The sequence below is a fragment of the Aeromonas sp. 5HA1 genome (assembly GCF_029237245.1).
GTDB classification, from domain to species: Bacteria; Pseudomonadota; Gammaproteobacteria; order Enterobacterales; family Aeromonadaceae; genus Aeromonas; species Aeromonas salmonicida.
Map to the genome: position 1 here is coordinate 34,030 of NZ_JAACFW010000010.1, position 18,598 is coordinate 52,627.

Annotated in this window: 18 protein-coding genes and 1 pseudogene; 7 read left to right on the forward strand and 12 right to left on the reverse strand. The window is 58.5% G+C overall.

Features of this window, described 5'->3' with window-relative positions; all coding sequences use genetic code 11:
* Positions 1-70 precede the first annotated feature (70 nt).
* The 4 genes from GWQ27_RS10830 (at position 71) to GWQ27_RS10845 (ending at position 4,879) form a co-directional block, all read left to right on the forward strand.
* Positions 71-1,291, forward strand: a complete 1,221-nt coding sequence (locus GWQ27_RS10830; RefSeq protein WP_275907339.1) for an alpha/beta hydrolase — start codon at positions 71-73, stop codon at positions 1,289-1,291.
* Between the two features lie 285 nt (positions 1,292-1,576).
* Positions 1,577-2,680: a YdcF family protein gene (locus GWQ27_RS10835; RefSeq protein WP_275907402.1), complete on the forward strand. Its 1,104-nt coding sequence runs from the start codon at positions 1,577-1,579 to the stop codon at positions 2,678-2,680.
* 38 nt (positions 2,681-2,718) lie between these two features.
* A complete protein-coding gene (locus GWQ27_RS10840) occupies positions 2,719-2,985 on the forward strand; it encodes a hypothetical protein (protein WP_275907340.1) in 267 nt (88 codons plus the stop codon).
* A 175-nt stretch (positions 2,986-3,160) separates the two neighbouring features.
* Positions 3,161-4,879: an alpha/beta fold hydrolase gene (locus GWQ27_RS10845; RefSeq protein ID WP_275907341.1), complete on the forward strand. Its 1,719-nt coding sequence runs from the start codon at positions 3,161-3,163 to the stop codon at positions 4,877-4,879.
* A 78-nt stretch (positions 4,880-4,957) separates the two neighbouring features.
* Here the strand turns inward: GWQ27_RS10845 and GWQ27_RS10850 are convergent, their stop codons facing one another.
* The 7 genes and pseudogenes from GWQ27_RS10850 to cyoA all read right to left on the reverse strand — a co-directional run bounded on the left by GWQ27_RS10850 (position 4,958) and on the right by cyoA (position 11,487).
* Positions 4,958-6,319 (reverse strand): MFS transporter, encoded by a 1,362-nt coding sequence (locus tag GWQ27_RS10850; RefSeq protein ID WP_275907342.1) that lies wholly within the window; start codon positions 6,317-6,319, stop codon positions 4,958-4,960.
* A gap of 190 nt (positions 6,320-6,509) precedes the next feature.
* Positions 6,510-6,611, reverse strand: a pseudogene (locus GWQ27_RS10855) (protoheme IX farnesyltransferase); the annotation flags it as partial.
* Positions 6,612-6,624: 13 nt separating this feature from the next.
* On the reverse strand, positions 6,625-7,518 hold the full coding sequence (gene cyoE, locus GWQ27_RS10860; protein WP_275907343.1) for a heme o synthase: 894 nt from the start codon (positions 7,516-7,518) through the stop codon (positions 6,625-6,627).
* An 11-nt stretch (positions 7,519-7,529) separates the two neighbouring features.
* Positions 7,530-7,862 carry a cytochrome o ubiquinol oxidase subunit IV gene (locus tag GWQ27_RS10865; protein ID WP_005312705.1) on the reverse strand — a complete coding sequence of 111 codons (333 nt, stop codon included), beginning with the start codon at positions 7,860-7,862 and terminating at the stop codon, positions 7,530-7,532.
* The gene (locus GWQ27_RS10870; protein WP_005312702.1) at positions 7,863-8,477 is read right to left on the reverse strand and encodes a cytochrome o ubiquinol oxidase subunit III; all 615 of its coding nucleotides are present in this window, start codon (positions 8,475-8,477) and stop codon (positions 7,863-7,865) included.
* Positions 8,478-8,481: 4 nt separating this feature from the next.
* Entirely contained in the window at positions 8,482-10,458 is a 1,977-nt protein-coding gene (gene cyoB / locus GWQ27_RS10875; protein ID WP_125597782.1) for a cytochrome o ubiquinol oxidase subunit I, read from the reverse strand.
* Positions 10,459-10,461: 3 nt separating this feature from the next.
* On the reverse strand, positions 10,462-11,487 hold the full coding sequence (gene cyoA / locus GWQ27_RS10880; protein WP_275907344.1) for a cytochrome o ubiquinol oxidase subunit II: 1,026 nt from the start codon (positions 11,485-11,487) through the stop codon (positions 10,462-10,464).
* Positions 11,488-12,095: 608 nt separating this feature from the next.
* Between cyoA and GWQ27_RS10885 the strand changes: the two genes are divergently transcribed.
* Both GWQ27_RS10885 and GWQ27_RS10890 read left to right on the forward strand, forming a co-directional pair.
* On the forward strand, positions 12,096-14,021 hold the full coding sequence (locus GWQ27_RS10885; RefSeq protein ID WP_275907345.1) for an FAD/NAD(P)-binding protein: 1,926 nt from the start codon (positions 12,096-12,098) through the stop codon (positions 14,019-14,021).
* The gene (locus GWQ27_RS10890) at positions 14,018-15,217 is read left to right on the forward strand and encodes a cytochrome c (protein WP_111588090.1); all 1,200 of its coding nucleotides are present in this window, start codon (positions 14,018-14,020) and stop codon (positions 15,215-15,217) included. Before GWQ27_RS10885 ends, GWQ27_RS10890 begins: the two co-directional genes overlap by 4 nt.
* Before the next feature lie 71 nt (positions 15,218-15,288).
* Here the strand turns inward: GWQ27_RS10890 and GWQ27_RS10895 are convergent, their stop codons facing one another.
* From GWQ27_RS10895 to GWQ27_RS10905, 3 genes are all read right to left on the reverse strand, one after another.
* On the reverse strand, positions 15,289-15,624 hold the full coding sequence (locus GWQ27_RS10895; RefSeq protein ID WP_058394273.1) for a DUF3634 family protein: 336 nt from the start codon (positions 15,622-15,624) through the stop codon (positions 15,289-15,291).
* A 158-nt stretch (positions 15,625-15,782) separates the two neighbouring features.
* Complete coding sequence (locus tag GWQ27_RS10900) at positions 15,783-16,751, reverse strand: nucleoside hydrolase (protein WP_111588091.1); 969 nt, start codon at positions 16,749-16,751, stop codon at positions 15,783-15,785.
* A 65-nt stretch (positions 16,752-16,816) separates the two neighbouring features.
* Positions 16,817-17,011: a hypothetical protein gene (locus GWQ27_RS10905; protein WP_275907346.1), complete on the reverse strand. Its 195-nt coding sequence runs from the start codon at positions 17,009-17,011 to the stop codon at positions 16,817-16,819.
* Between the two features lie 36 nt (positions 17,012-17,047).
* On the opposite strand from GWQ27_RS10905, the gene GWQ27_RS10910 reads away from it, so the two are divergent.
* Positions 17,048-17,605 (forward strand): HutD family protein, encoded by a 558-nt coding sequence (locus GWQ27_RS10910; protein WP_099993989.1) that lies wholly within the window; start codon positions 17,048-17,050, stop codon positions 17,603-17,605.
* Between the two features lie 33 nt (positions 17,606-17,638).
* On the opposite strand, the gene GWQ27_RS10915 is transcribed toward GWQ27_RS10910, so the two are convergent.
* Both GWQ27_RS10915 and azu read right to left on the reverse strand, forming a co-directional pair.
* The gene (locus tag GWQ27_RS10915; protein WP_021138030.1) at positions 17,639-17,842 is read right to left on the reverse strand and encodes a hypothetical protein; all 204 of its coding nucleotides are present in this window, start codon (positions 17,840-17,842) and stop codon (positions 17,639-17,641) included.
* 210 nt (positions 17,843-18,052) lie between these two features.
* Positions 18,053-18,493 (reverse strand): azurin, encoded by a 441-nt coding sequence (azu, locus tag GWQ27_RS10920; protein ID WP_111588093.1) that lies wholly within the window; start codon positions 18,491-18,493, stop codon positions 18,053-18,055.
* Positions 18,494-18,598: the final 105 nt, after the last annotated feature.

Below are 18,598 nucleotides of genomic sequence, written 5' to 3' on the forward strand. Positions count from 1 at the left end.
GCAGACGCAGAAAGCCGTGCAATGAACAGCGCCACATTGCGCATCTTTACTGGAAAATGGAGTCTTCAGGATGAGAAATTGGATTCGTCTCGGTATTTTTACCCTGCTTTTGCACATAGGCGTGTCACCGGCGTTTGCTCAACAGAGCGAGCCGATTCAGGTAACGTCAGGCATCCAATACCAGTTGATTGCACGCTGGGATCAAGATCAGCTGAACAAGATCCTGACCCGTGACACACCGGCCTTTGCCGGCATCACTGTCTCGTATACACCCGCACGCAATGCCGTGCGCCTCTATCGCATCAGCTACCACTCCGTCATCCCCGAGATGGGCAACAAACCCACAGTGGCCTCTGGCCTGCTGGCTGTGCCTGACACCGGTGGCCAGGACTTTCCGACCGTCTCCTATCAGCACGGCACCGTCTATGGTCACAATGAGGTGCCCTCCTTTGCCAATCAGTCACCGGAAACCCAGTTGATGATCGCGCAGTTCGCGGGTCAGGGGTACCTGCTCATCGGTGCCGACTACTTTGGCCTCGGCACCTCGACCGAACCGGAAGGCTATATGGTCAAGGGCAGCCATCAACAGGCCACATTTGATCTGCTGATGGCCAGCCGCGCCGTACTCGCCCACATGCAGATCGTCAGCGACAAGCTGTTTCTGGCGGGCTGGTCACAGGGGGGCTTCGTGACCATGGCCTTCCTCGAAAAACTCGAAGCGGCCGGGGTCAAGGTCGACGGCGCCGCCACCGCCAGCGCACCGCTGGATGTCTACGCCTTGATGCAGGGTTTTCTGGTCTACCCGCGCAAGTTCGATGCCGTCTGGCTCAACAGCATCATGATCCTCTCATCCTTTGCCTACGAGCATTACTACGGCATACCCGGGCTCGCCCGCTCCTTGCTGACCGACGAGTATTACGACATTGCCAAGAAGGCCTATGACAGAGAGCCCTTCAATCCGTCCGACATCACCACGGATCTGCACAAGCTGATCCGCCCTGCCTATTTCGACCCTCACTATTTTGCCAACTCGGCGTTCGGCAAGCTGATCGGCTCAGCACACGCCTACCGCTGGGTCATACAGTCGCCAGTACGCAACTACTACGGGGAAACCGATGAGGCAATCACACCGGGAGTCGGTCGCATGGCGATGATGTATGCCCAATCCATGGGATCGGGCAACCAGAACGTCGAGGCCATCTCGACCGGCCCGACCACCCATCGCGGCACCTTCGCCACCGCAGTCCCCCAGTGGAAAGCCTGGTTCGACAAGGTTGCAAAGCCAAAGTGACCTCGGCACCGAAAACACGTCCCCCCGGCAAAACGTCGGGGGGCAGGTGACAAGCACACCCTGCCCCGGTATCTGCATGGGTATTGGTTCTTGCTCTGCATCACAGACCTTGCTGCTCTCTTTGACCGCACCACCACAGCCCATCCCCCGATAACCGAAGCGGTTCACGTTTTTTTCATCTGAAAGGGAGTAGAGTAAGCAATCACCAAGTTGATGTTTTTATTGAAAAAGCCCCTACGGGTGATGGAATGGCTTGGTGCCCTTAACCCTCGGTGGAACGCCATGATGAAGAAAAATGCGATTGCCCTGACTCTGGCCAGCCTGTTGGCGCTGCCAGTGTTTATCCCCTCCGATGCCTGGGCGGCCCCTGTGCGCTCCCTGCAAAAGGAGCAAAATTACGATCAGTACATCAGCAAGCGCCAGGTGGTTGATCAACTGCTGGCGGATGCCTGGCAGGTCTTCAAGTCGCCGGCTCGCATCTCCACTGCCGGGTTCACCGCCAAGATGCCGAGCAACATGGAGCAGGTCACAGAACTGCTGCTGCAAGCCTATCAACTCGAACCCTACCGCACCGACCTGTTGATCTCGGCAGCCAACGCCCAGATTTACAACGGCAACGTGGACAAGGCCATCACACTGTTCGAGCAGGGTCTCAGCACGGCGCCAGACGATCTGGATCTGAACACCTATCTCGCCACCTGGCAGCGATTCAAAGGCAATCAGGGCAAGGCTGATGACTATTTCAAGCGGGTGAGCGAGCTCAACAGCGGCCGCGCCGCCGATCTGAAACGCATCTTCGACACCATCGACAGAGTCAATGCCACTCCGCTCAAGGAGCGTCAGGGCCGGGAAAAGAAAAAGGGGCGGCAAGCCATCGTCACCCTGGGGTATGCCCTCAACCCGGATGGCAGCATGCACGAGATCCTGCTGGGCAGGCTGGAGACCACCCGCTCCCTGGCCCAGGCCAATCCGTCTGCGCTGATCATACTGACAGGTGGTGTGCCCCAGAACCGCCAGACCGAAGGCAAGCTGATGGCCCACTGGCTGGTAAAGAAAGGGGTAGATCGCTCGCGCATCATTGAGGAGAACTACGCCACCAGCACGGTGGAAAATGCCCTCTACAGCGGCTATGCCCTGGCCCGTCACCAGATCCAGTATGCGACCCTGGTGAGCTCGGCCAGCCACGTGCGCCGAGGCCAGACCCTGCTGGAGATCGCCTGCTGGCAGAGCGGTCCCGCCGGGATCCAGATAGACAGCGTCAGCTACCCGGACAAGCCGCTCTCGGCACTGGCCAAGGTGAGCGACAGCGAACTGCTCGGCATCTACCGCGATGCGCTGCGCACCTATGGCCTCTGGAGTTACCGCTCCGCCCCCCTGCTGGAGCGCTAATAGCCAGCACTCGGCCAGAAAATAAACATGCCCACTTCATGAGTGGGCATTTTTATTTGGTCCGCTCTCGCCCGGATGGCGACAGCTCACTATTATATTATTTATCATCCAAAGCAAGAGGCCGCCAGCGTGGCGAAAAGGCAACCAAAATACAGGCTGCAACAGCAGCCGCAGATAGCGGCTATCATCAAGTCGCCTATATTGAAAACTATATTGGCAACCTGGCAGACAAGGTAACTAAACCCAAAAAAAATCACCTAAATTGTTGTTTAATTACACATTTTAAATTAATAACGCAGGGGTGATAAAATTGAAAATAATGGTTCCGCACACAACAGTTACTATCTATATTCTTATTTAATGCCTTTCATTTATTTTTGATATAAACAACAGCAATATTTTCACACAATTAATCACTGCATTTCATCTTGTTCATTCGCTTACCATCCGCTTGTTCAGGCAATACGATGGAAACAAACGATGAAATACACGCTGATGATCTCTCTACTGGCACCCACCCTGTTGGCGGGCTGCGAACTGGAAAAGAAAGAGGAGCCTCCCTTCAAGGGGCAACATATCACCGCCGCCTATGACACAGGTGCCGTCTGCCGCCAATTGCAGCAAGAGTGGCAGCAAGATGACATCGCCAGTCAGCTCAGTTGCCACTACCTGACAGTACCGCTGGATTACGACAAGGAGTGGGTCGATGTCAAACAGACCAAATGGGAGAAGCGCCCTGCGCCCACCACAGCAAGCTCCTTCCTCTCCGGCAACACGACTCGCTTCTCATCCCCTTCCTGGTCAGATAGCACAACCCGGTTCTCGACGCCCTCCTGGTCAAACGGCATCGACCTGGGTCAGGTCAAGCAGGAGACCCGCAAGGTCAAGGGTGACACTATCGATCTCTTCTATGTGCACTATCGCGCCACCGGCGGCTATCACGGCACCCTCTTTTTCAACCCGGGCGGCCCCGATTCAGCAACCCCGAGGATGGGCCCCCTGCTCACCGCGCTGCGCAATGCCGATCCTGACATTCTCAGACATTACGATATCGTCACCATGGACCCCAGAGGGGCTGGTTACAGTGCACTAGGACACGAGCTCAGAAGCTGCCTGCTAAAAGACAAAGACGGCGTCAAACCTGACATGACCCCAAGCGAGCTCGCCAGATTATTCATTGAACGGGACAAGGGCACCCTGTCGGCGCTGAACAACAGCGGCGATCACGGCAAGGCTCTCAGCAAACTGATACTGGAACGCTGCGACGAGCCATTTCGTCGTTACGCCCCCCATCTGGGCTCCCAGGCCATAGTGCAGGACATTGATCGCCTGCGCCAACACCTGGGGCATGACAAGATCACTCCCCTCACCTTCTCCTATGGCACCCGCCTCGCAGCTCTCTACGCCCAGCGCTACCCGAGCCACGTGGCCGATGTGATCGTCGACTCTTCCATGTCGCCGAGCGAGGATCGCTATCCAGCCATCTTCCAAGAGGATGCCGCTAATGCGGGCCGTGTCTTCAACTGGCGCTTTGGCGCCCAGGCGCTGCAACGCAGCGTGGAGGTGACCCGGCAGGTGCGCGACAAGGGCCTGTATGTCGATAACCAAGGCAATACTCTGGATCACAAGCAGTGGGAGGCGGTCATGGGAGATGCGCTCACCGGGCAAGAGGGCTACGACCAGCTGGCGTTCTGGCTGCAGGACGATGCCAGCGAACTGCTGGCTCGTCTCGCCAAAGAGCAAGAGGGGAACAATCCCTACGAGGAGATCATGGGCGGTCCCTTCTTCTCCGCCATTCACTGCACCGACAACGGCCAATCTTACCGCTGGCAGGATCTGGATCCGGAAGATGCCAGCTTCCAAGGTGCGGGGGCTTTTATGCTGGATAACAGCTTCCATGCCTGTGCAGATTGGCCCTATCCCCGCAAGCCAGTGCCCACTGTGGACGCCGGAGAGATTGAGCTCCCAGCTGGATCATTGGCACTGGTACTGGGGGCAGAGTATGACCCCATAACCCCTTTCAGCAATACGCGCCAGATGCAGGCCGCCTTTGGGCAGGCGGCCCGTCTGGTCAGAGTCGAGCAGAGCAACTTCCATGTTCAGCTGGGCAGTGTCCAATGTGCCAATCAGGCCCTCAGCACCCTGCTGCTGGGCGACAGGCAAACACTGATGCGGGAGCAAAGCTGCAAGGCTGATTGAGCACTTGCCCTGACTCATAAAAAACCAAACAAGAAGCCCGCCGAATTGGCGGGCTTCTTTATCGATGGCACAAAGAGATCAGGCGGCGATCAACTGTTCCAGATCCCGGCGAGTGAGGCGCTTGGCATCGATTTTCACGTACACAGAGCGCTCTGCGCTGGCCAGCATCACATCGCTCACCCCATCGCAGGCGCGGATCTTCTGCTCCAGCGCCGGACTCGCCTCCACACCTTCCGGCAGCACGATGCGCAGGCTGCTCACATAAGGGGGCTCCTGCATGGTCAGGCTCACACCGAGCCAGATCAGGGCCAGCAGGGCGCAGAAACCAAACACCAGTGCACCGCCTCCCAGACTGTAAAAGAGCCCGCCCAGGCTGCCACCGAGAGCCACGCCAATAAACTGGCTGGTGGAGTAGACCCCCATGGCGGTGCCCTTGTAACCGGGGGGGGACTCCTTGCTGATGAGGGATGGCAGCAGGGCCTCCATTACGTTGAAACCGATAAAGAAGAGCTGCAACCCGGCGAGCAGGCCCCACAGCTGCAACCCGGCCTGCCACAGCACCACTTCGGCGATCAGCATCACCAGCACGCAAGCCTGGAATACCCGCTTCATCTGGCGGTGCTTCTCGGCATAGATGATGAACGGCACCACGCTCACAAAGGCGACCAGCATGGTGACCAGATAGGCCTGCCACTGACTGTCGCGGGGCAGACCGGCCTGCTCCAGCAGTGGCGGCAACGCCACGAAGCTCGACATCAGCAGGGTATGGACGCACAAAATGCCGAGGTTGAGTTTGAGCAGGCGCGGGTTGGTAAGCACGGTGCGCATCCCTCCCCTGACCATGCTGGACTCGCGGTTGAGCAGATGACTGGTCGGCGTCGGCACCAGCCAGAGAGTGATGCCAATGCCCCCAAGGGCCAGCAAGGCTATCAGCCAGAACAGACCGGAGAGCCCCAGCGCATGGGTAATCAGGGGGCCCGTCACCATGGCAATGGCGAAGGTGATACCAAAGCTCACCCCGATAAAAGCCATCGCCTTGGTGCGGTTCTGCTCACGGGTGAGATCCGACAGCAGCGCCATGACGGCGGCCGAGATGGCACCGCTGCCCTGCAAGGCGCGGCCGAGGATGACACCCCAGATGGAGTGAGTCAGTGCCGCGATCACGCTGCCCAACGCAAACATCAGCAGGCCGCCGACGATCAAGGGCTTTCTGCCGATGCGATCAGAGAGCAGGCCGAACGGTATCTGGAACAGCGCCTGGGTCATGCCGTAGATGCCGATGGCCAGACCAATCAGGGCTTCGGAGGCGCCGGCCAGTGACATGCCATAGGTAGTCAGCACCGGCAGCACCATAAACATGCCGAGCATGCGCAAAGAGAAGACGGAGCCGAGCGCCCAGGTGGCGCGGCGCTCGCCCCTCGTCATGGTGAAATCATTCATGATGGCCTCGATAGGTCAAAGAGAGAGAAGAGAAAAGGGGCGGATGACAAGGCACGCCACACCCGAAAAAGCCGACAATGCGCCCCAGAGGGCGGGCCTCATAATAACAGAGCCGGGAAGGTTCCCGGCTCTGGATTCTATTGATTTTCCTGGGTTGCATCACAGCCTTGGGGGCTGGAGACACGGACCATCAGGGCAGCATGCTCACCAATACCGGCGTCGCGTCCGGCTGGAAGTCCACCGACATCATCACGCTCAGGCAAGTGAAGATGATGACGACGATGGAGAACATGTCCGCGTCAGGATCACGGCAGCATGCTCACCAGCACGGGCGCGGCGTCCGGCTGGAAGTCCACCGACATCATCACGCTCAGGCAAGTAATGGTGACGATGGAGAACATGAACAGCTTGCGGGCCCAGAGGGAGTCATCGACCGCCTGCTTGTAACCCGACAGCGCCATGCCCAGCCACCAGACGCTGACCGCCGTCGCCACGATCAGATACTTGTAACCGGCATAACCGCCGAGAAACAGCATCAAGGTTGGCACCATGAAGGCCAGTATGTAGAGGGTGATGTGGTGCTTGGCCACGACAATCCCCTTCACCACCGGCAGTACCGGAATGTTGGCCGCCTGATAATCCTTGAAGCGGAAGATGGCAATCGCATAGGAGTGCGGCATCTGCCACAGGCTGAAGATCGCCAGCAGTATCAGGGCCCCCGAGTCGAACTGACCGCTCACGGCGCAGTAGCCGATGACGGGTGGCGCGGCGCCGGAGAGGCTGCCGACCAGGGTGCCATAGACGGAGTGACGCTTCATGTAGAGGCTGTAAACCCCCACATAGACAATGAAGCCCAGCACTGCCAGCAAGGCGGCCAACGGATTGGCCGCCCAGTAGAGCAGTGCAATGCCCGCAACGCCCAGCGCACTCGCATACCAGAGCGAGACGCCGGGGGCGATCAGCCCCTTCACCAGGGCGCGGTTCTTGGTGCGCTCCATGATGCAGTCGATGTCCCTGTCTATGTAGTTGTTGAACACACAACCGGAGGCCACCACCAGTGAGACACCGGCCGTGGTCAGGATGAACAGGGGCACATCCAGGCTCCCCTTGGACGCCAGCAGGAATCCGCCGATAACCGAGATGAGGTTACCGAAGATGATGCCCGGCTTGGTCACTTGCAGGTATTGCTTCATCATCATTGCCAACCTGCTCAGTGAACCATCATGTTGATGTTGAGGTTGTACATGATCCACAGGGAACCCACGACCACGATGGCGATGATGAGCACGGTAAACACCAGTGCCACCAGGTTCCAGCGCTCCTCGGACGAGGTGTTCATGTGCAGGAAGTAGACCAGATGCACGAAGATCTGCACCACCGCCATGGCCACCACTGTGATCAGCATGGTCTGGTGGGTGAAGCCCCCGTCCATCACCATCCAGAACGGGATGGCGGTCAGTATGACTGACAGTACGAAGCCGATCAGATAGCTCTTGGCACTGCCGTGGCTGGCGCCATGATTGTCAACGCTATGAGTGCTCATTTACATTGCTCCCATCAGATAGACCACGGTAAACACGCAGATCCACACCACGTCCAGGAAGTGCCAGAACAGGCTCAGGCACATCAGACGGGAACGGGTGCGGTCAGTCAGCCCCTTCTTGGCCACCAGCACCATCATGACGATCAGCCAGATGAGGCCACTGGTCACGTGGATGCCGTGAGTGCCAACCAGGGTGAAGAAGGCGGAGAGGAAGGCGCTGCGATCCGGGCCATAACCCTCGGCAATCAGGTGATGGAATTCGTAGATTTCCATCGCGATGAAGCCGGCGCCCAGCACAAAGGTCACCAGCAGCCAGCCATTGACGGCAGCGGCACGGCCCTTGTTCATGGCCAGCATGGCAAAGCCGAAGGTGATGCTGCTAAACAGCAGCAGCATGGTTTCGGCAAACACGAACGGCAGTTCGAAAATATCCTTGCCGCTGGGGCCGCCGGCGGTGCCGTTGACCAGGACTGCATAGGTTGCAAACAGACATGCAAACAAGATGCAGTCACTCATCAGGTAGATCCAGAAACCGAATACCTTGTTGGCTCCGGCATCATGGTGCCCATGGTCATGGGCACCCTCGTGAGTGTGATGTAGAACGTCGGTCGCCATGGCGTCACGCCCCCTTGTTGATGTTGGCAAAATGCTGACCTTCGATGCGTTCGATCTCGTCAACCTGCACGTAGTAGTCCACATCATCGTTGAAGCTGTGGATGATCCAGGTGGCAATCATGGCGACGAAGGCAGCAATCGCCATCCACCAGATGTGCCAGATCATGGCAAAGCCGAACAGGGCACTGAAGCCTGCGATGATGACACCCGCCCCTGTGTTCTTGGGCATGTGGATCGGCGCATACTGCTTGGGCTGCTGATAGGCGGTGCCGTTTTGCTTAGCTTCCCAGAATGCATCCAGACCTGTGATGGTCGGCTCGATGGCGAAGTTGTAGAAGGGCGGCGGTGAAGATGTCGCCCACTCCAGGGTACGGCCACCCCAGGGATCGCCAGTCAGATCGCGATTCTTCTCGCGGTCACGGATACTGACCACCACCTGGATCACCTGGCACAAGACGCCAATGGCAATCAGGCCGGCGCCCACGGCGGCCACGACCAGCCAGGGATGGAAGGCCGGATCCAGCTGCTGGCTGACCCGACGGGTCATGCCCATGAAGCCCAGCACGTAGAGCGGCATGAAGGCCACGAAGAAGCCGACAATCCAGAACCAGAAGGAGCGCTTGCCCCAGGTTTCATCCAGGGTGAAGCCAAACGCCTTGGGGAACCAGTAGGTGATACCGGCGAAGCAGCCAAACACCACGCCGCCGATGATGACGTTGTGGAAGTGGGCGATCAGGAACAGGCTGTTGTGCAGCACGAAGTTCGCAGCCGGTACCGACAGCAGTACCCCCGTCATGCCACCTATGGTGAAGGTGATGATGAACCCTATGGTCCACAGCATGGGAGAGGTGAACTCGATGCGACCACGGTACATGGTGAACAGCCAGTTGAAGATCTTCACCCCGGTCGGGATGGAGATGATCATGGTAGTGATGCCGAAGAAGGCATTCACGTTGGCGCCGGACCCCATGGTAAAGAAGTGGTGCAACCAGACGATGAAGGAGAGCACGGTAATGGCGATGGTCGCCCACACCAGCGAGGTGTAACCGAACAACTTCTTCTTGCAGAAGGTCGCCACCACTTCCGAGAAGATCCCGAACACCGGCAGTACCAGGATATACACCTCGGGATGGCCCCAAGCCCAGATGAGGTTGATGTACATCATCATGTTGCCACCCATGTCATTGGTAAAGAAATGGGTGCCGAGGTAACGGTCAGCGGTGAGCAGTGCCACAGTGACGGTCAGGATCGGGAAGGAGGCGATGATCAGAATGTTGGCGCACAAGGCAGTCCAGGTGAACACCGGCAGACGCATCATGGTCATGCCGGGGGCGCGCATCTTGATGATGGTGGCGAAGAAGTTGACGCCGGTCAGCAAGGTACCCAGCCCCGAGATCTGCAGACTCCAGATCCAGTAATCCACCCCGACCCCCGGGCTGTATTCCAGACCAGAGAGTGGCGGATACGCCAGCCAGCCGGTCTGGGCAAACTCGCCGACCGCCAGGGAGACGTTGATCAACACAACGGCGGCGGCGGTGAACCAGAAGCTGATGTTGTTGAGGAAGGGGAAGGCCACATCACGGGCACCGATCTGCAGCGGCACCACTATGTTCATCAGACCTATTACCAGCGGCATGGCCACGAAGAAGATCATGATGACACCGTGAGCGGTGAAGATCTGGTCGTAGTGGTGGGGCGGCAAAATGCCATCGCCACCGGCCGAGGCCATCACCTGCTGGGTACGCATCATCACCGCATCGGCAAAGCCGCGCAGCAGCATGACCATGCCAAGGATCAGATACATGACCCCCAGACGCTTGTGGTCGACCGAGGTGAACCACTCTTTCCACAGATACTGCCACTTGCCGAAATAGGTGATCAGCCCGGCAATGCCGAGGCCACCCAGAATGATACCGGCCACAGTCACCATGATGATGGGTTCATGGTACGGAATGGCATCGAGCGTTAATTTTCCAAACATCAGTTATTCCTCGGATCCCGCTTTCACAGAGTTGTCATCCGTCGGCATCGTCATATGCCCGGCATGATCCATTTGTGCGTCATGCGCCATGGCGTCATGGTTCATTGTTTGCTGATCCATGGTGGTGTGATCCATGGTCTCGCCGTGCGCCATCCCTTTATGCTCACCGTGGCCCATGTCACCCATGAACTTGTTGATCAGGTTGACGAACAGTGCCGGATCGGCGCTGGAGAAATACTCCACCGGATGGTATTCGGTCGGCTTGGCCAGGGCATCGAACTCCGCCATTGTGGTGAGCTGCTTGGGCGACTGTTTCACCTTGGCGACCCAGGCGTCGAAACCTGCCTGATCCTGCGTGACGATGGCCTTGAACTTCATCCCGGAGAAACCGGCACCGCTATAGCTGCTGGAGATGCCGTCATATTTTCCGGCTTCATTGGCGATGAGATGCAGCTTGGTCTGCATACCTGCCATGGCATAAATTTGCCCGCCCAGTTTGGGAATGAAGAAGGAGTTCATGACGGTGTCAGACGTCACCCGGAAATTCACCGGTGTGTTGACCGGGAAGGCCAATTCATTGACCGAGGCAATCCCCAACTCCGGGTAGACAAACAACCATTTCCAGTCGAGGGAAATAACATCAACCAGGATCGGTTTGACCTCGGAATCGAGCGGCTTGTAAGGGTCCAGCTCGTGGGATGTTTTCCAGGTGATGGTCGCCAGAATGACGACGATAATGACGGGAACGGTCCAGACAACCGCTTCAATCTTGTTGGAGTGAGACCAATCCGGGGTATATTTGGCGTCGGTATTGGATGCCCTGTATTTACGGGCAAATACCACTGCCATAATAATCACAGGGATCACCACAATTAACATCAGCCCCAAGGCGGTTAATATCAGTGATTTCTGCTCCAGACCAATCTGCCCTTTGGGGTTCATCAACGCCATGTCGCAGCCGGTCAGCAAGCTGGCCGATGCGATCAACAGCAAAGCACCCAAGCCCCTCTTTAATTCAAAAGGTCTCATGCAGTGTCCTCATCATTCGCAGGCGTAAAGGTATAAAAAAAGCGCATCATTATATTGCATTGAGAATGGATGTAAACAAGGTGGGAAATTAATCTGCAAGTTGTTTTCTGTTTGGAGGTGACCTGTGATGTATGTTAATGCCTTGACAGCCGCCATTTTCATAATGACTGTGCAATTATCCACCAGCAACATTGATTTCATTTCAATCAGAATTAGCTCAGCAAGTGAACAGCCAGTTTTAACCCCTTTATTTAATGCGGTTAAATGAGTTTTCCTGTATTTACATCAGCTGCAAGCGGCCCTGTTTTCAACAATGGAAATAACCACATAAAAAGCAGATATAAAGACTCTTACAGACCCTTAATTAATCAAAATACGCTCAGGTTAATTCCATGCTCTTGGTGAGACTATCTCCTGAACATACCTGTCTCATGCATTTCATCGGGTCTGCTTCATCACAACCGTCATCATCTTGTTTAATAAGTTATTATCAAACCCATGGACTCCATCCGGATATGGCGTTAGGTTGCGCCCCTTCGTTGCCAAGCCAGTAACGAAACCGACCCTATCCCATTCCCCATTTGACTCTTCATACCACAGGGATTGCCATGAGTATCACACGCAGAGACTTTCTCAACGGCGTAGCCATCACCATAGCGGCAGGCATCGCCCCCATCAATCTGTTGCAGGCGGCAGAGGGCGGCAAGGCGCTGGCCGACAAGACGCTTGCCTATCCGCCCGCCCTCACAGGGTTGCGCGGCAACCACCCGGGCTCCTTTGAACCGGCCCACAGCATAGCCCGCGACGGCAAGCAGTATGACTTCGCCAATGTTCCCCTCGAGGGGGAGTACGATCTGGTGATCGTCGGCGCCGGGATCAGCGGTCTGGCCGCCGCCTGCTTCTATCAACAGTTGCTCGGCGCGGATAAAAAGATCCTGCTGCTCGACAACCACGACGACTTTGGCGGCCACGCCAAGCGCAACGAATTCACCACGCCCGATGGCCTGCGGCTGGGTTACGGCGGCAGTGAATCCCTGCAATCGCCGCGCTCCGTCTACAGCCCCATCGCGCTCGGCCTGCTCAAGACGCTCGAGGTGAACATCGACGAACTGGCCGCCGGCTTCCAGCAGACCTTCTATCCGGATCTGGGCCTGAGCCGCGGCGTCTACTTCGACGAGAAGCACTTTGGCGTCAACAAGGTGGTGAGCGGTGACCCTGGCCACAACGTGGCCGACGACATCCCCCGGGATCGCCTCAACGGCCGCCCCCTGGCCGAATTCATCGGTGACTTCCCGCTCGATGAGCGCGACCGTACAGCCTTGCTGGCCCTGCACGAAGATAAGATCGACTACCTCAGTGGCATGAGCCGGGAGGAGAAAGACCTCTGGATGACCCGCAACAGCTACACCAGCTTCCTGCGAGACAAGGTGGGCCTGAGCGAGCGTGCAATCACTTACTTCCAGCAGCGCACCAACGACTTCCAGGCAGTCGGTATCGATGCCACCGCCTGCGCCGATGCGCGGCTCTGTGCCCTGCCTGGCTTCGACGGGCTGGATCTCACTCCTCTCGATGCCGAGGAGCAGGCAGAGCTGGACGATCCCTACATCTTCCACTTCCCGGATGGCAACGCCGGCCTCACCCGCCTGATGGTGCGCAAGCTGATCCCGCAGGTGGCGCCGGGCCACACCATGCAGGATGTGGTACTGGCCAAGTTTGACTACGGCAAGCTCGATCTGCCGGAACACAAGGTGCAACTGCGCCTTGGCAGCACGGCGCTGCAGGCGAAGAACATCCGCCGCACCGATGGCAGCACTGGGGTGGATGTCACCTACATCAAGGAGGGCAAACTCCATAGGGTACGGGCCAAACAGTCAGTCATGGCCGGCTACAACATGATGATCCCCTACATGGTGCCCGAGATGGCAGAGCCCCAGAAGGAGGCGCTGCGCCAGAACGCCAAGGCACCGCTGGTCTACACCAAGGTGGTGATCAAGAACTGGCAATCCTTCGTCAAGCTGGGAGTGCACGAGATCTACTCCCCCGCGGCGCCCTACAGCCGGGTCAAGCTGGACTACCCGGTCAACCTCGGCGGCTATGAGCATCCCAAGAATCCGGATCAGCCCATGTGCCTGCACATGGTCTATGTACCGACCCTGCCGGGCAGCGGCCTGTCGGCTCGCGAACAGTCCCGCAAGGGACGCGCCATGATCCTCGGCATGCCGTTCGAGCAGCACGAACAGATGATCCGCGAACAACTGCAGGGAATGCTGGGCAGCGCCGGTTTCAACCATGAGCAGGACATCCTCGCCATTACGGTCAACCGCTGGTCCCACGGCTACTCCTACATCACCAATACCCTGTTTGATGACGAGGCGCAGTGTGAAAAATGGATTGAGCTGGGTCGTCAGCCCATCGGCAACATCACCATCGCCAACTCCGACTCGGACTGGAGCCCCTACGCCCACTCCGCCATCGATCAGGCCTGGCGCGCGGTCAACGAGCTGGTCGCCATGCAAAAAGGAGGTGCCCAATGATCCGCGCCCTGTCACTGACCGCCACCGCCCTGCTGGCAGCCATGGCAGCCCAACCCGCACAGGCGGGCTCCGCCATGTCGGCAGGCGAGTATATTTCCAAGCTGGGGGATTGCGCCGCCTGCCACACCAGCGAGGCCAGTGCCCCGCTTGCCGGTGGCAAGGGCTTCCCGACCCCCATAGGCACAGTATTCGCCACCAACATCACCCCCGACAAGACCCACGGCATCGGCAACTACAGCCTGCCGGAGTTCATCAAGGTGATGCGCGAAGGGGTGGCCCGGGATGGTCACCAGCTCTATCCGGCCATGCCCTACACCGCCTACGCCAAAATGAGCGATAAGGATCTTGAAGATCTCTATCACTACCTGATGAAGGAGGTTCCCCCGCTGGCGGTGGCCAACAAGGAGAGCGACATCCCCTGGCCGCTCAATATGCGCTGGCCGCTGATGGGCTGGAACTGGCTCTATCACGATGACAGTCGCTTCACCCCGGTAGCGGGCAAGAGCGAGCAGTGGAATCGCGGCGCCTATCTGGTGCAGGGTGCCGGTCACTGTGGCAGCTGCCACACCCCGCGCGGGCTCGGCATGCAGGAAAAGGCCCTGACCGAGGCAGACCCCCTCTATCTGAGCGGTGCAACGCTCGATGGCTGGTATGCCCCCAATATCCGCGGTGCCCGGTACGACAAGCAGGCGATCATCGATTTGCTGAAAACCGGTCTCAGCCAGCATCAGGCCGTTTCTGGCCCCATGGCGGAAGTGATCACTCACAGCAGCCAGTACTTCAGCGACGCCGATCTGGCCAGCATCGCCACCTATCTCACCGAGCTCAGTGACGACACGCCGGTGAGCCAAGGCAACCGGGCCTACGCCAGCGCGGGCGGCAAGGCAGACTACGCCATGTACTGCTCGACCTGTCACGGGGTCAACGGTGAGGGCAATGACCACGTCATTCCTTCGCTGGTGGGCAACCAGACTGTGCTGGCCGATGATCCGGCCAGCCTGCTCAACGTGCTGCTGCACGGCGCCGAGACCCCGATCACCCAGGGCCATATCGGCTACCACATGCCAGGTTATGGATGGACCCTCAACGATGAGCAGATGGCCGAGCTGGCCAATACGCTGCGCGCCTCCTGGGGCAATGAAGGGGCCGCCATCAAACCGGCAGCCGTCAAGGCCCAGCGCGAGCTGCACGAGTAGCGCGACCGCTGACCTTCGCCATAAAAAACGGGCCTCCCATGGAGGCCCGTTTGCTGTGTGCCATCAGGGCGTCAGCCCTTGCGGGACTTGGGACCTTGGGTAGACACAGCTGACTGGTGGTAATCGGCATAAGGGAAGATATTGCGAAAACGCTGGGCGACTGGCTCCGGGATCGAACGGGAGAAGACCAGCTTGACCCCGTGCCCGTCCCGCTGACCCAGGATGCGGCCCCGCACGGGATCGTGGTGCAGGATCTGCCGGGCCTGGGCCAAAAACGCGGGGGACACCTTGCCCCGCTTGACCACCACCTTGTCCGCTTGCAACCGGATCTCGAACAGGGCTCCCCGCCCCAGCGTCATCAACCACCCGATCAGGGCAATTGCCACCAACAAGGATAACCAGGCCATCTCTTCCCTCCTAACGACTCAGTGTCAGCACGTCACCCCGGGCTATTTCCACCCCCGCTGACGTCTTGCTGTCAGACAGTATAAGCGGCCCCATTGCCGGAATGTTTGGCGCGGATCACAGCCGTCGACTCACCTTGCGTTCAGTCACCCTACACAGGTCAGCAATCCTTGCCCCAGGCTACCAGGGTGTCGCGATAGAGCGCCAGCAACGCCTGATCCCGTACCGCCACCCCCACATGCTGGGCACGATAGTCGGCCCAGCCGTCATGAGGATGGGATTTGTCATCGAACTTTTGCAGGGTATGACCGATGGCGGGGCCACTGTTGATCACCCGCACAGGCCCCTTTCTCAGGGTGAACAGAGTCGGATCGATCACGTAGGCGATGGCGGAGGGATCGTGTACGTGGCAACCATCCAGGCCGATGCGCTCCGAGTAGAAGCGCAGATAGAAACGGCTCACCTCCCACAGGAAGCGGCCCGGCTCCCCCGCCTCATCGCGCAGCGCATCCAGATAGCCACTGCTGAAGAAGCTCTGCTGGGTCACATCCAGCCCTATGATCACCACGGGCCAGTTGGCGGTAAACACCCGGTCGGCAGCATCGGGATCATCGTGGATATTGGCTTCGGCATAGGGGGTGACGTTGCCGCGATGACCGTTGACGCCAAAGGCACCGCCCATCACCACCACCTGCTTCACCAAACCGGTGATCTCCGGCGCCTCCTGCAGCGCCAGCGCCAGGTTGGTGAGCGGCCCTATGGTGACCAGGGTGATCTCGCCGGGGGCGGCTTTCACCGCGTCGACTATGTATTGCCACGCCGGGCGGGCATCCGGGATGAGGCTCACCTCCCCGGCCTCGACATCGCCGAAACCACTCGGGCCGTGCACGACAGTGGTCGGCCCCACGGGATCGCGCAGCAACGGCGCGGCCGCGCCCTGGGCGACATCTGCCTTCATGCCGTACTTCTGCTTGAGCCAGAGTGCATTGCGGGTGCCATTGTCGATGGTGGCGTTGCCAAAGACGGTAGTGATGGCGATGAGATCGATGGCGGGGTGCGCCTCGGCAAACAGAATTGCCATGGCGTCGTCGATACCCGGGTCGGTATCCAGAATGATTTTGTGGCTCATAGGGCCTCCAGACAACAACGGAGCTGCCAGTGTAACGACACCCTGCCCGTTTAACAGCGCTGTGATCACACCCTGACGATTGCCTTCTCCCGGATCGGGTCGAGTGGCGTCTTCTTGAGCAGAACGGGTGGCAGAGACAGGCCGGCAACCTGACAGCCGGCCTGCGCAGCGAAATAGTGCTGAAATAGTGGGCAACCGGACGGCCGCGGATAGCTGCCGCCTTGTGAGCTGCCGTGCGGAATGGTATCACTTGGCCTCATTGACCACTTCTCTCATCCATCTGCCGAGGCGCCATTGTGATCACCCTGATTAAAGAGTCGGACCAGCTGAAGATGCCCTGGAAGAACAAGCAGGGCACCACAGCCCAGATCCTCATCTCTCCCAGGGGAGCGACTCTGGACAAACTCGACTTTGACTACCGGCTGAGCTCGGCCCCCATCAAGGAAGCCGGTGTATTCTCCCGTTTCCCGGGTTATCAGCGCATCCTGCTGCCCGTCAGCGGCGCCGGCTTCGTGCTCAACGGCCATCCTTACGCCACCCTGGAGGCGGCCCATTTCAGCGGGGATGACGAGACCCACTGCGCCTTGCTGAAAAAAGAGGTGACGGATCTGGGGCTCATCTACGACCCTGCGCGCATCAGCGCCAACGTACGGGTGCTCAATCTGCCGTTTCCCCTCGCTCTGACTCTGGAGGCCGACAAAACATACCTCTGCCATCTGCTGAGCGGTCAGCTCACGGTTCAGGATCATACCGTGGCGGTCAACGACACCCTGGTGGTGACCGGCGAGGAGAGCATACGGCTGGAGTGCCAGAAGAAGACCGCCATCGCCTTCTTTACCCTGCAAGCCAGATAGGGGAGAGGCCCGCGCAGGCCATTGGAGACGGGATCAACGTTTGGGGGCGCGGCCCCCGCTGTCGAGACAGGCCTGCATGGTGTCGTAGGGAACATAGTGCTTGGTGCGACTGTAGTAGGTGCCGCCCTGGGGGTGGCAGATGCCGTTGCGGCTCTTCTTGACCGGGGGCTCAGCCGCCAGCGCCAGGGCGCACACCAGCATCAGGCAACAGCTGACAATCCATTTGACTGCGCTCATCACTCACATCCATTCAGTGTCCGGGCCAGCAGGCCCCGCTTGCTGCCTATTTTATCCCGCCCAAAGCGTGGCCACTCCTTGCCAGATCACGAAATGAATCATTTATTCAATCGCTTGGCTCATCTACATCCGCGATCGACACAAGATTTGCGCATTATAAAAAAGCCGGGGCAGCCCGGCTTTTTCTTCATGACAACCAGAACAAGCGGCTTAGCCGATCTTGAAGCTGCCCTTCATCATGGCGAAGTGGCCGGGGAAGGAGCAGAAGAAGGTGAGGTCTTTACCGGCCAGACCGTCGGTTTTGAAGGTCACGCTGGTGCTCTCGCCGCCGCCAATCATCTTGGTGTGGGCCAGCACCCGCGGATCATCCTTGGGCAGGTAGTTGTTGTCGGCACCGGCGCTCATGCCGGCTGTAGCGACAGTCTGATAGTCGGCGGTGTTCGACAGCACCCAGTTGTGGCCCATGGCGGTCACCGGCATCTTGCCTGTGTGGTTGAGGGTCACTGTCACCTCTTTGCAGGTCGCCGGTACGCTCATCTCTTTGAGGTTGTACTGCATGGCATCATTGCCTTCGATGACCAACGCGCACTCATCGGCCAGAGCCGGGGCAGCCAGGGTGCTCAGAAACAGCAGGGTAATCGCCTTTTTCATCATCTTCTCCTTTGATTGGCAATAGATGGCAACACAATTGCCTCAGGCTGTGATCCACAACGGGCAAAGATGCTGTCAAAATCGACCTTATTCTACTCAAGTGTT

Coding starts and splice junctions, on each gene's coding strand:
- GWQ27_RS10830 (WP_275907339.1), top strand. CDS start 71: ATGAGAAATTGGATTCGTCTCGGTATTTTTACCCTGCTTTTGCACATA.
- GWQ27_RS10835 (WP_275907402.1), top strand. CDS start 1,577: ATGAAGAAAAATGCGATTGCCCTGACTCTGGCCAGCCTGTTGGCGCTG.
- GWQ27_RS10840 (WP_275907340.1), top strand. CDS start 2,719: ATGAGTGGGCATTTTTATTTGGTCCGCTCTCGCCCGGATGGCGACAGC.
- GWQ27_RS10845 (WP_275907341.1), top strand. CDS start 3,161: ATGAAATACACGCTGATGATCTCTCTACTGGCACCCACCCTGTTGGCG.
- GWQ27_RS10850 (WP_275907342.1), bottom strand. CDS start 6,319: ATGAATGATTTCACCATGACGAGGGGCGAGCGCCGCGCCACCTGGGCG.
- cyoE (WP_275907343.1), bottom strand. CDS start 7,518: ATGATGATGAAGCAATACCTGCAAGTGACCAAGCCGGGCATCATCTTC.
- GWQ27_RS10865 (WP_005312705.1), bottom strand. CDS start 7,862: ATGAGCACTCATAGCGTTGACAATCATGGCGCCAGCCACGGCAGTGCC.
- GWQ27_RS10870 (WP_005312702.1), bottom strand. CDS start 8,477: ATGGCGACCGACGTTCTACATCACACTCACGAGGGTGCCCATGACCAT.
- cyoB (WP_125597782.1), bottom strand. CDS start 10,458: ATGTTTGGAAAATTAACGCTCGATGCCATTCCGTACCATGAACCCATC.
- cyoA (WP_275907344.1), bottom strand. CDS start 11,487: ATGAGACCTTTTGAATTAAAGAGGGGCTTGGGTGCTTTGCTGTTGATC.
- GWQ27_RS10885 (WP_275907345.1), top strand. CDS start 12,096: ATGAGTATCACACGCAGAGACTTTCTCAACGGCGTAGCCATCACCATA.
- GWQ27_RS10890 (WP_111588090.1), top strand. CDS start 14,018: ATGATCCGCGCCCTGTCACTGACCGCCACCGCCCTGCTGGCAGCCATG.
- GWQ27_RS10895 (WP_058394273.1), bottom strand. CDS start 15,624: ATGGCCTGGTTATCCTTGTTGGTGGCAATTGCCCTGATCGGGTGGTTG.
- GWQ27_RS10900 (WP_111588091.1), bottom strand. CDS start 16,751: ATGAGCCACAAAATCATTCTGGATACCGACCCGGGTATCGACGACGCC.
- GWQ27_RS10905 (WP_275907346.1), bottom strand. CDS start 17,011: ATGAGGCCAAGTGATACCATTCCGCACGGCAGCTCACAAGGCGGCAGC.
- GWQ27_RS10915 (WP_021138030.1), bottom strand. CDS start 17,842: ATGAGCGCAGTCAAATGGATTGTCAGCTGTTGCCTGATGCTGGTGTGC.
- azu (WP_111588093.1), bottom strand. CDS start 18,493: ATGAAAAAGGCGATTACCCTGCTGTTTCTGAGCACCCTGGCTGCCCCG.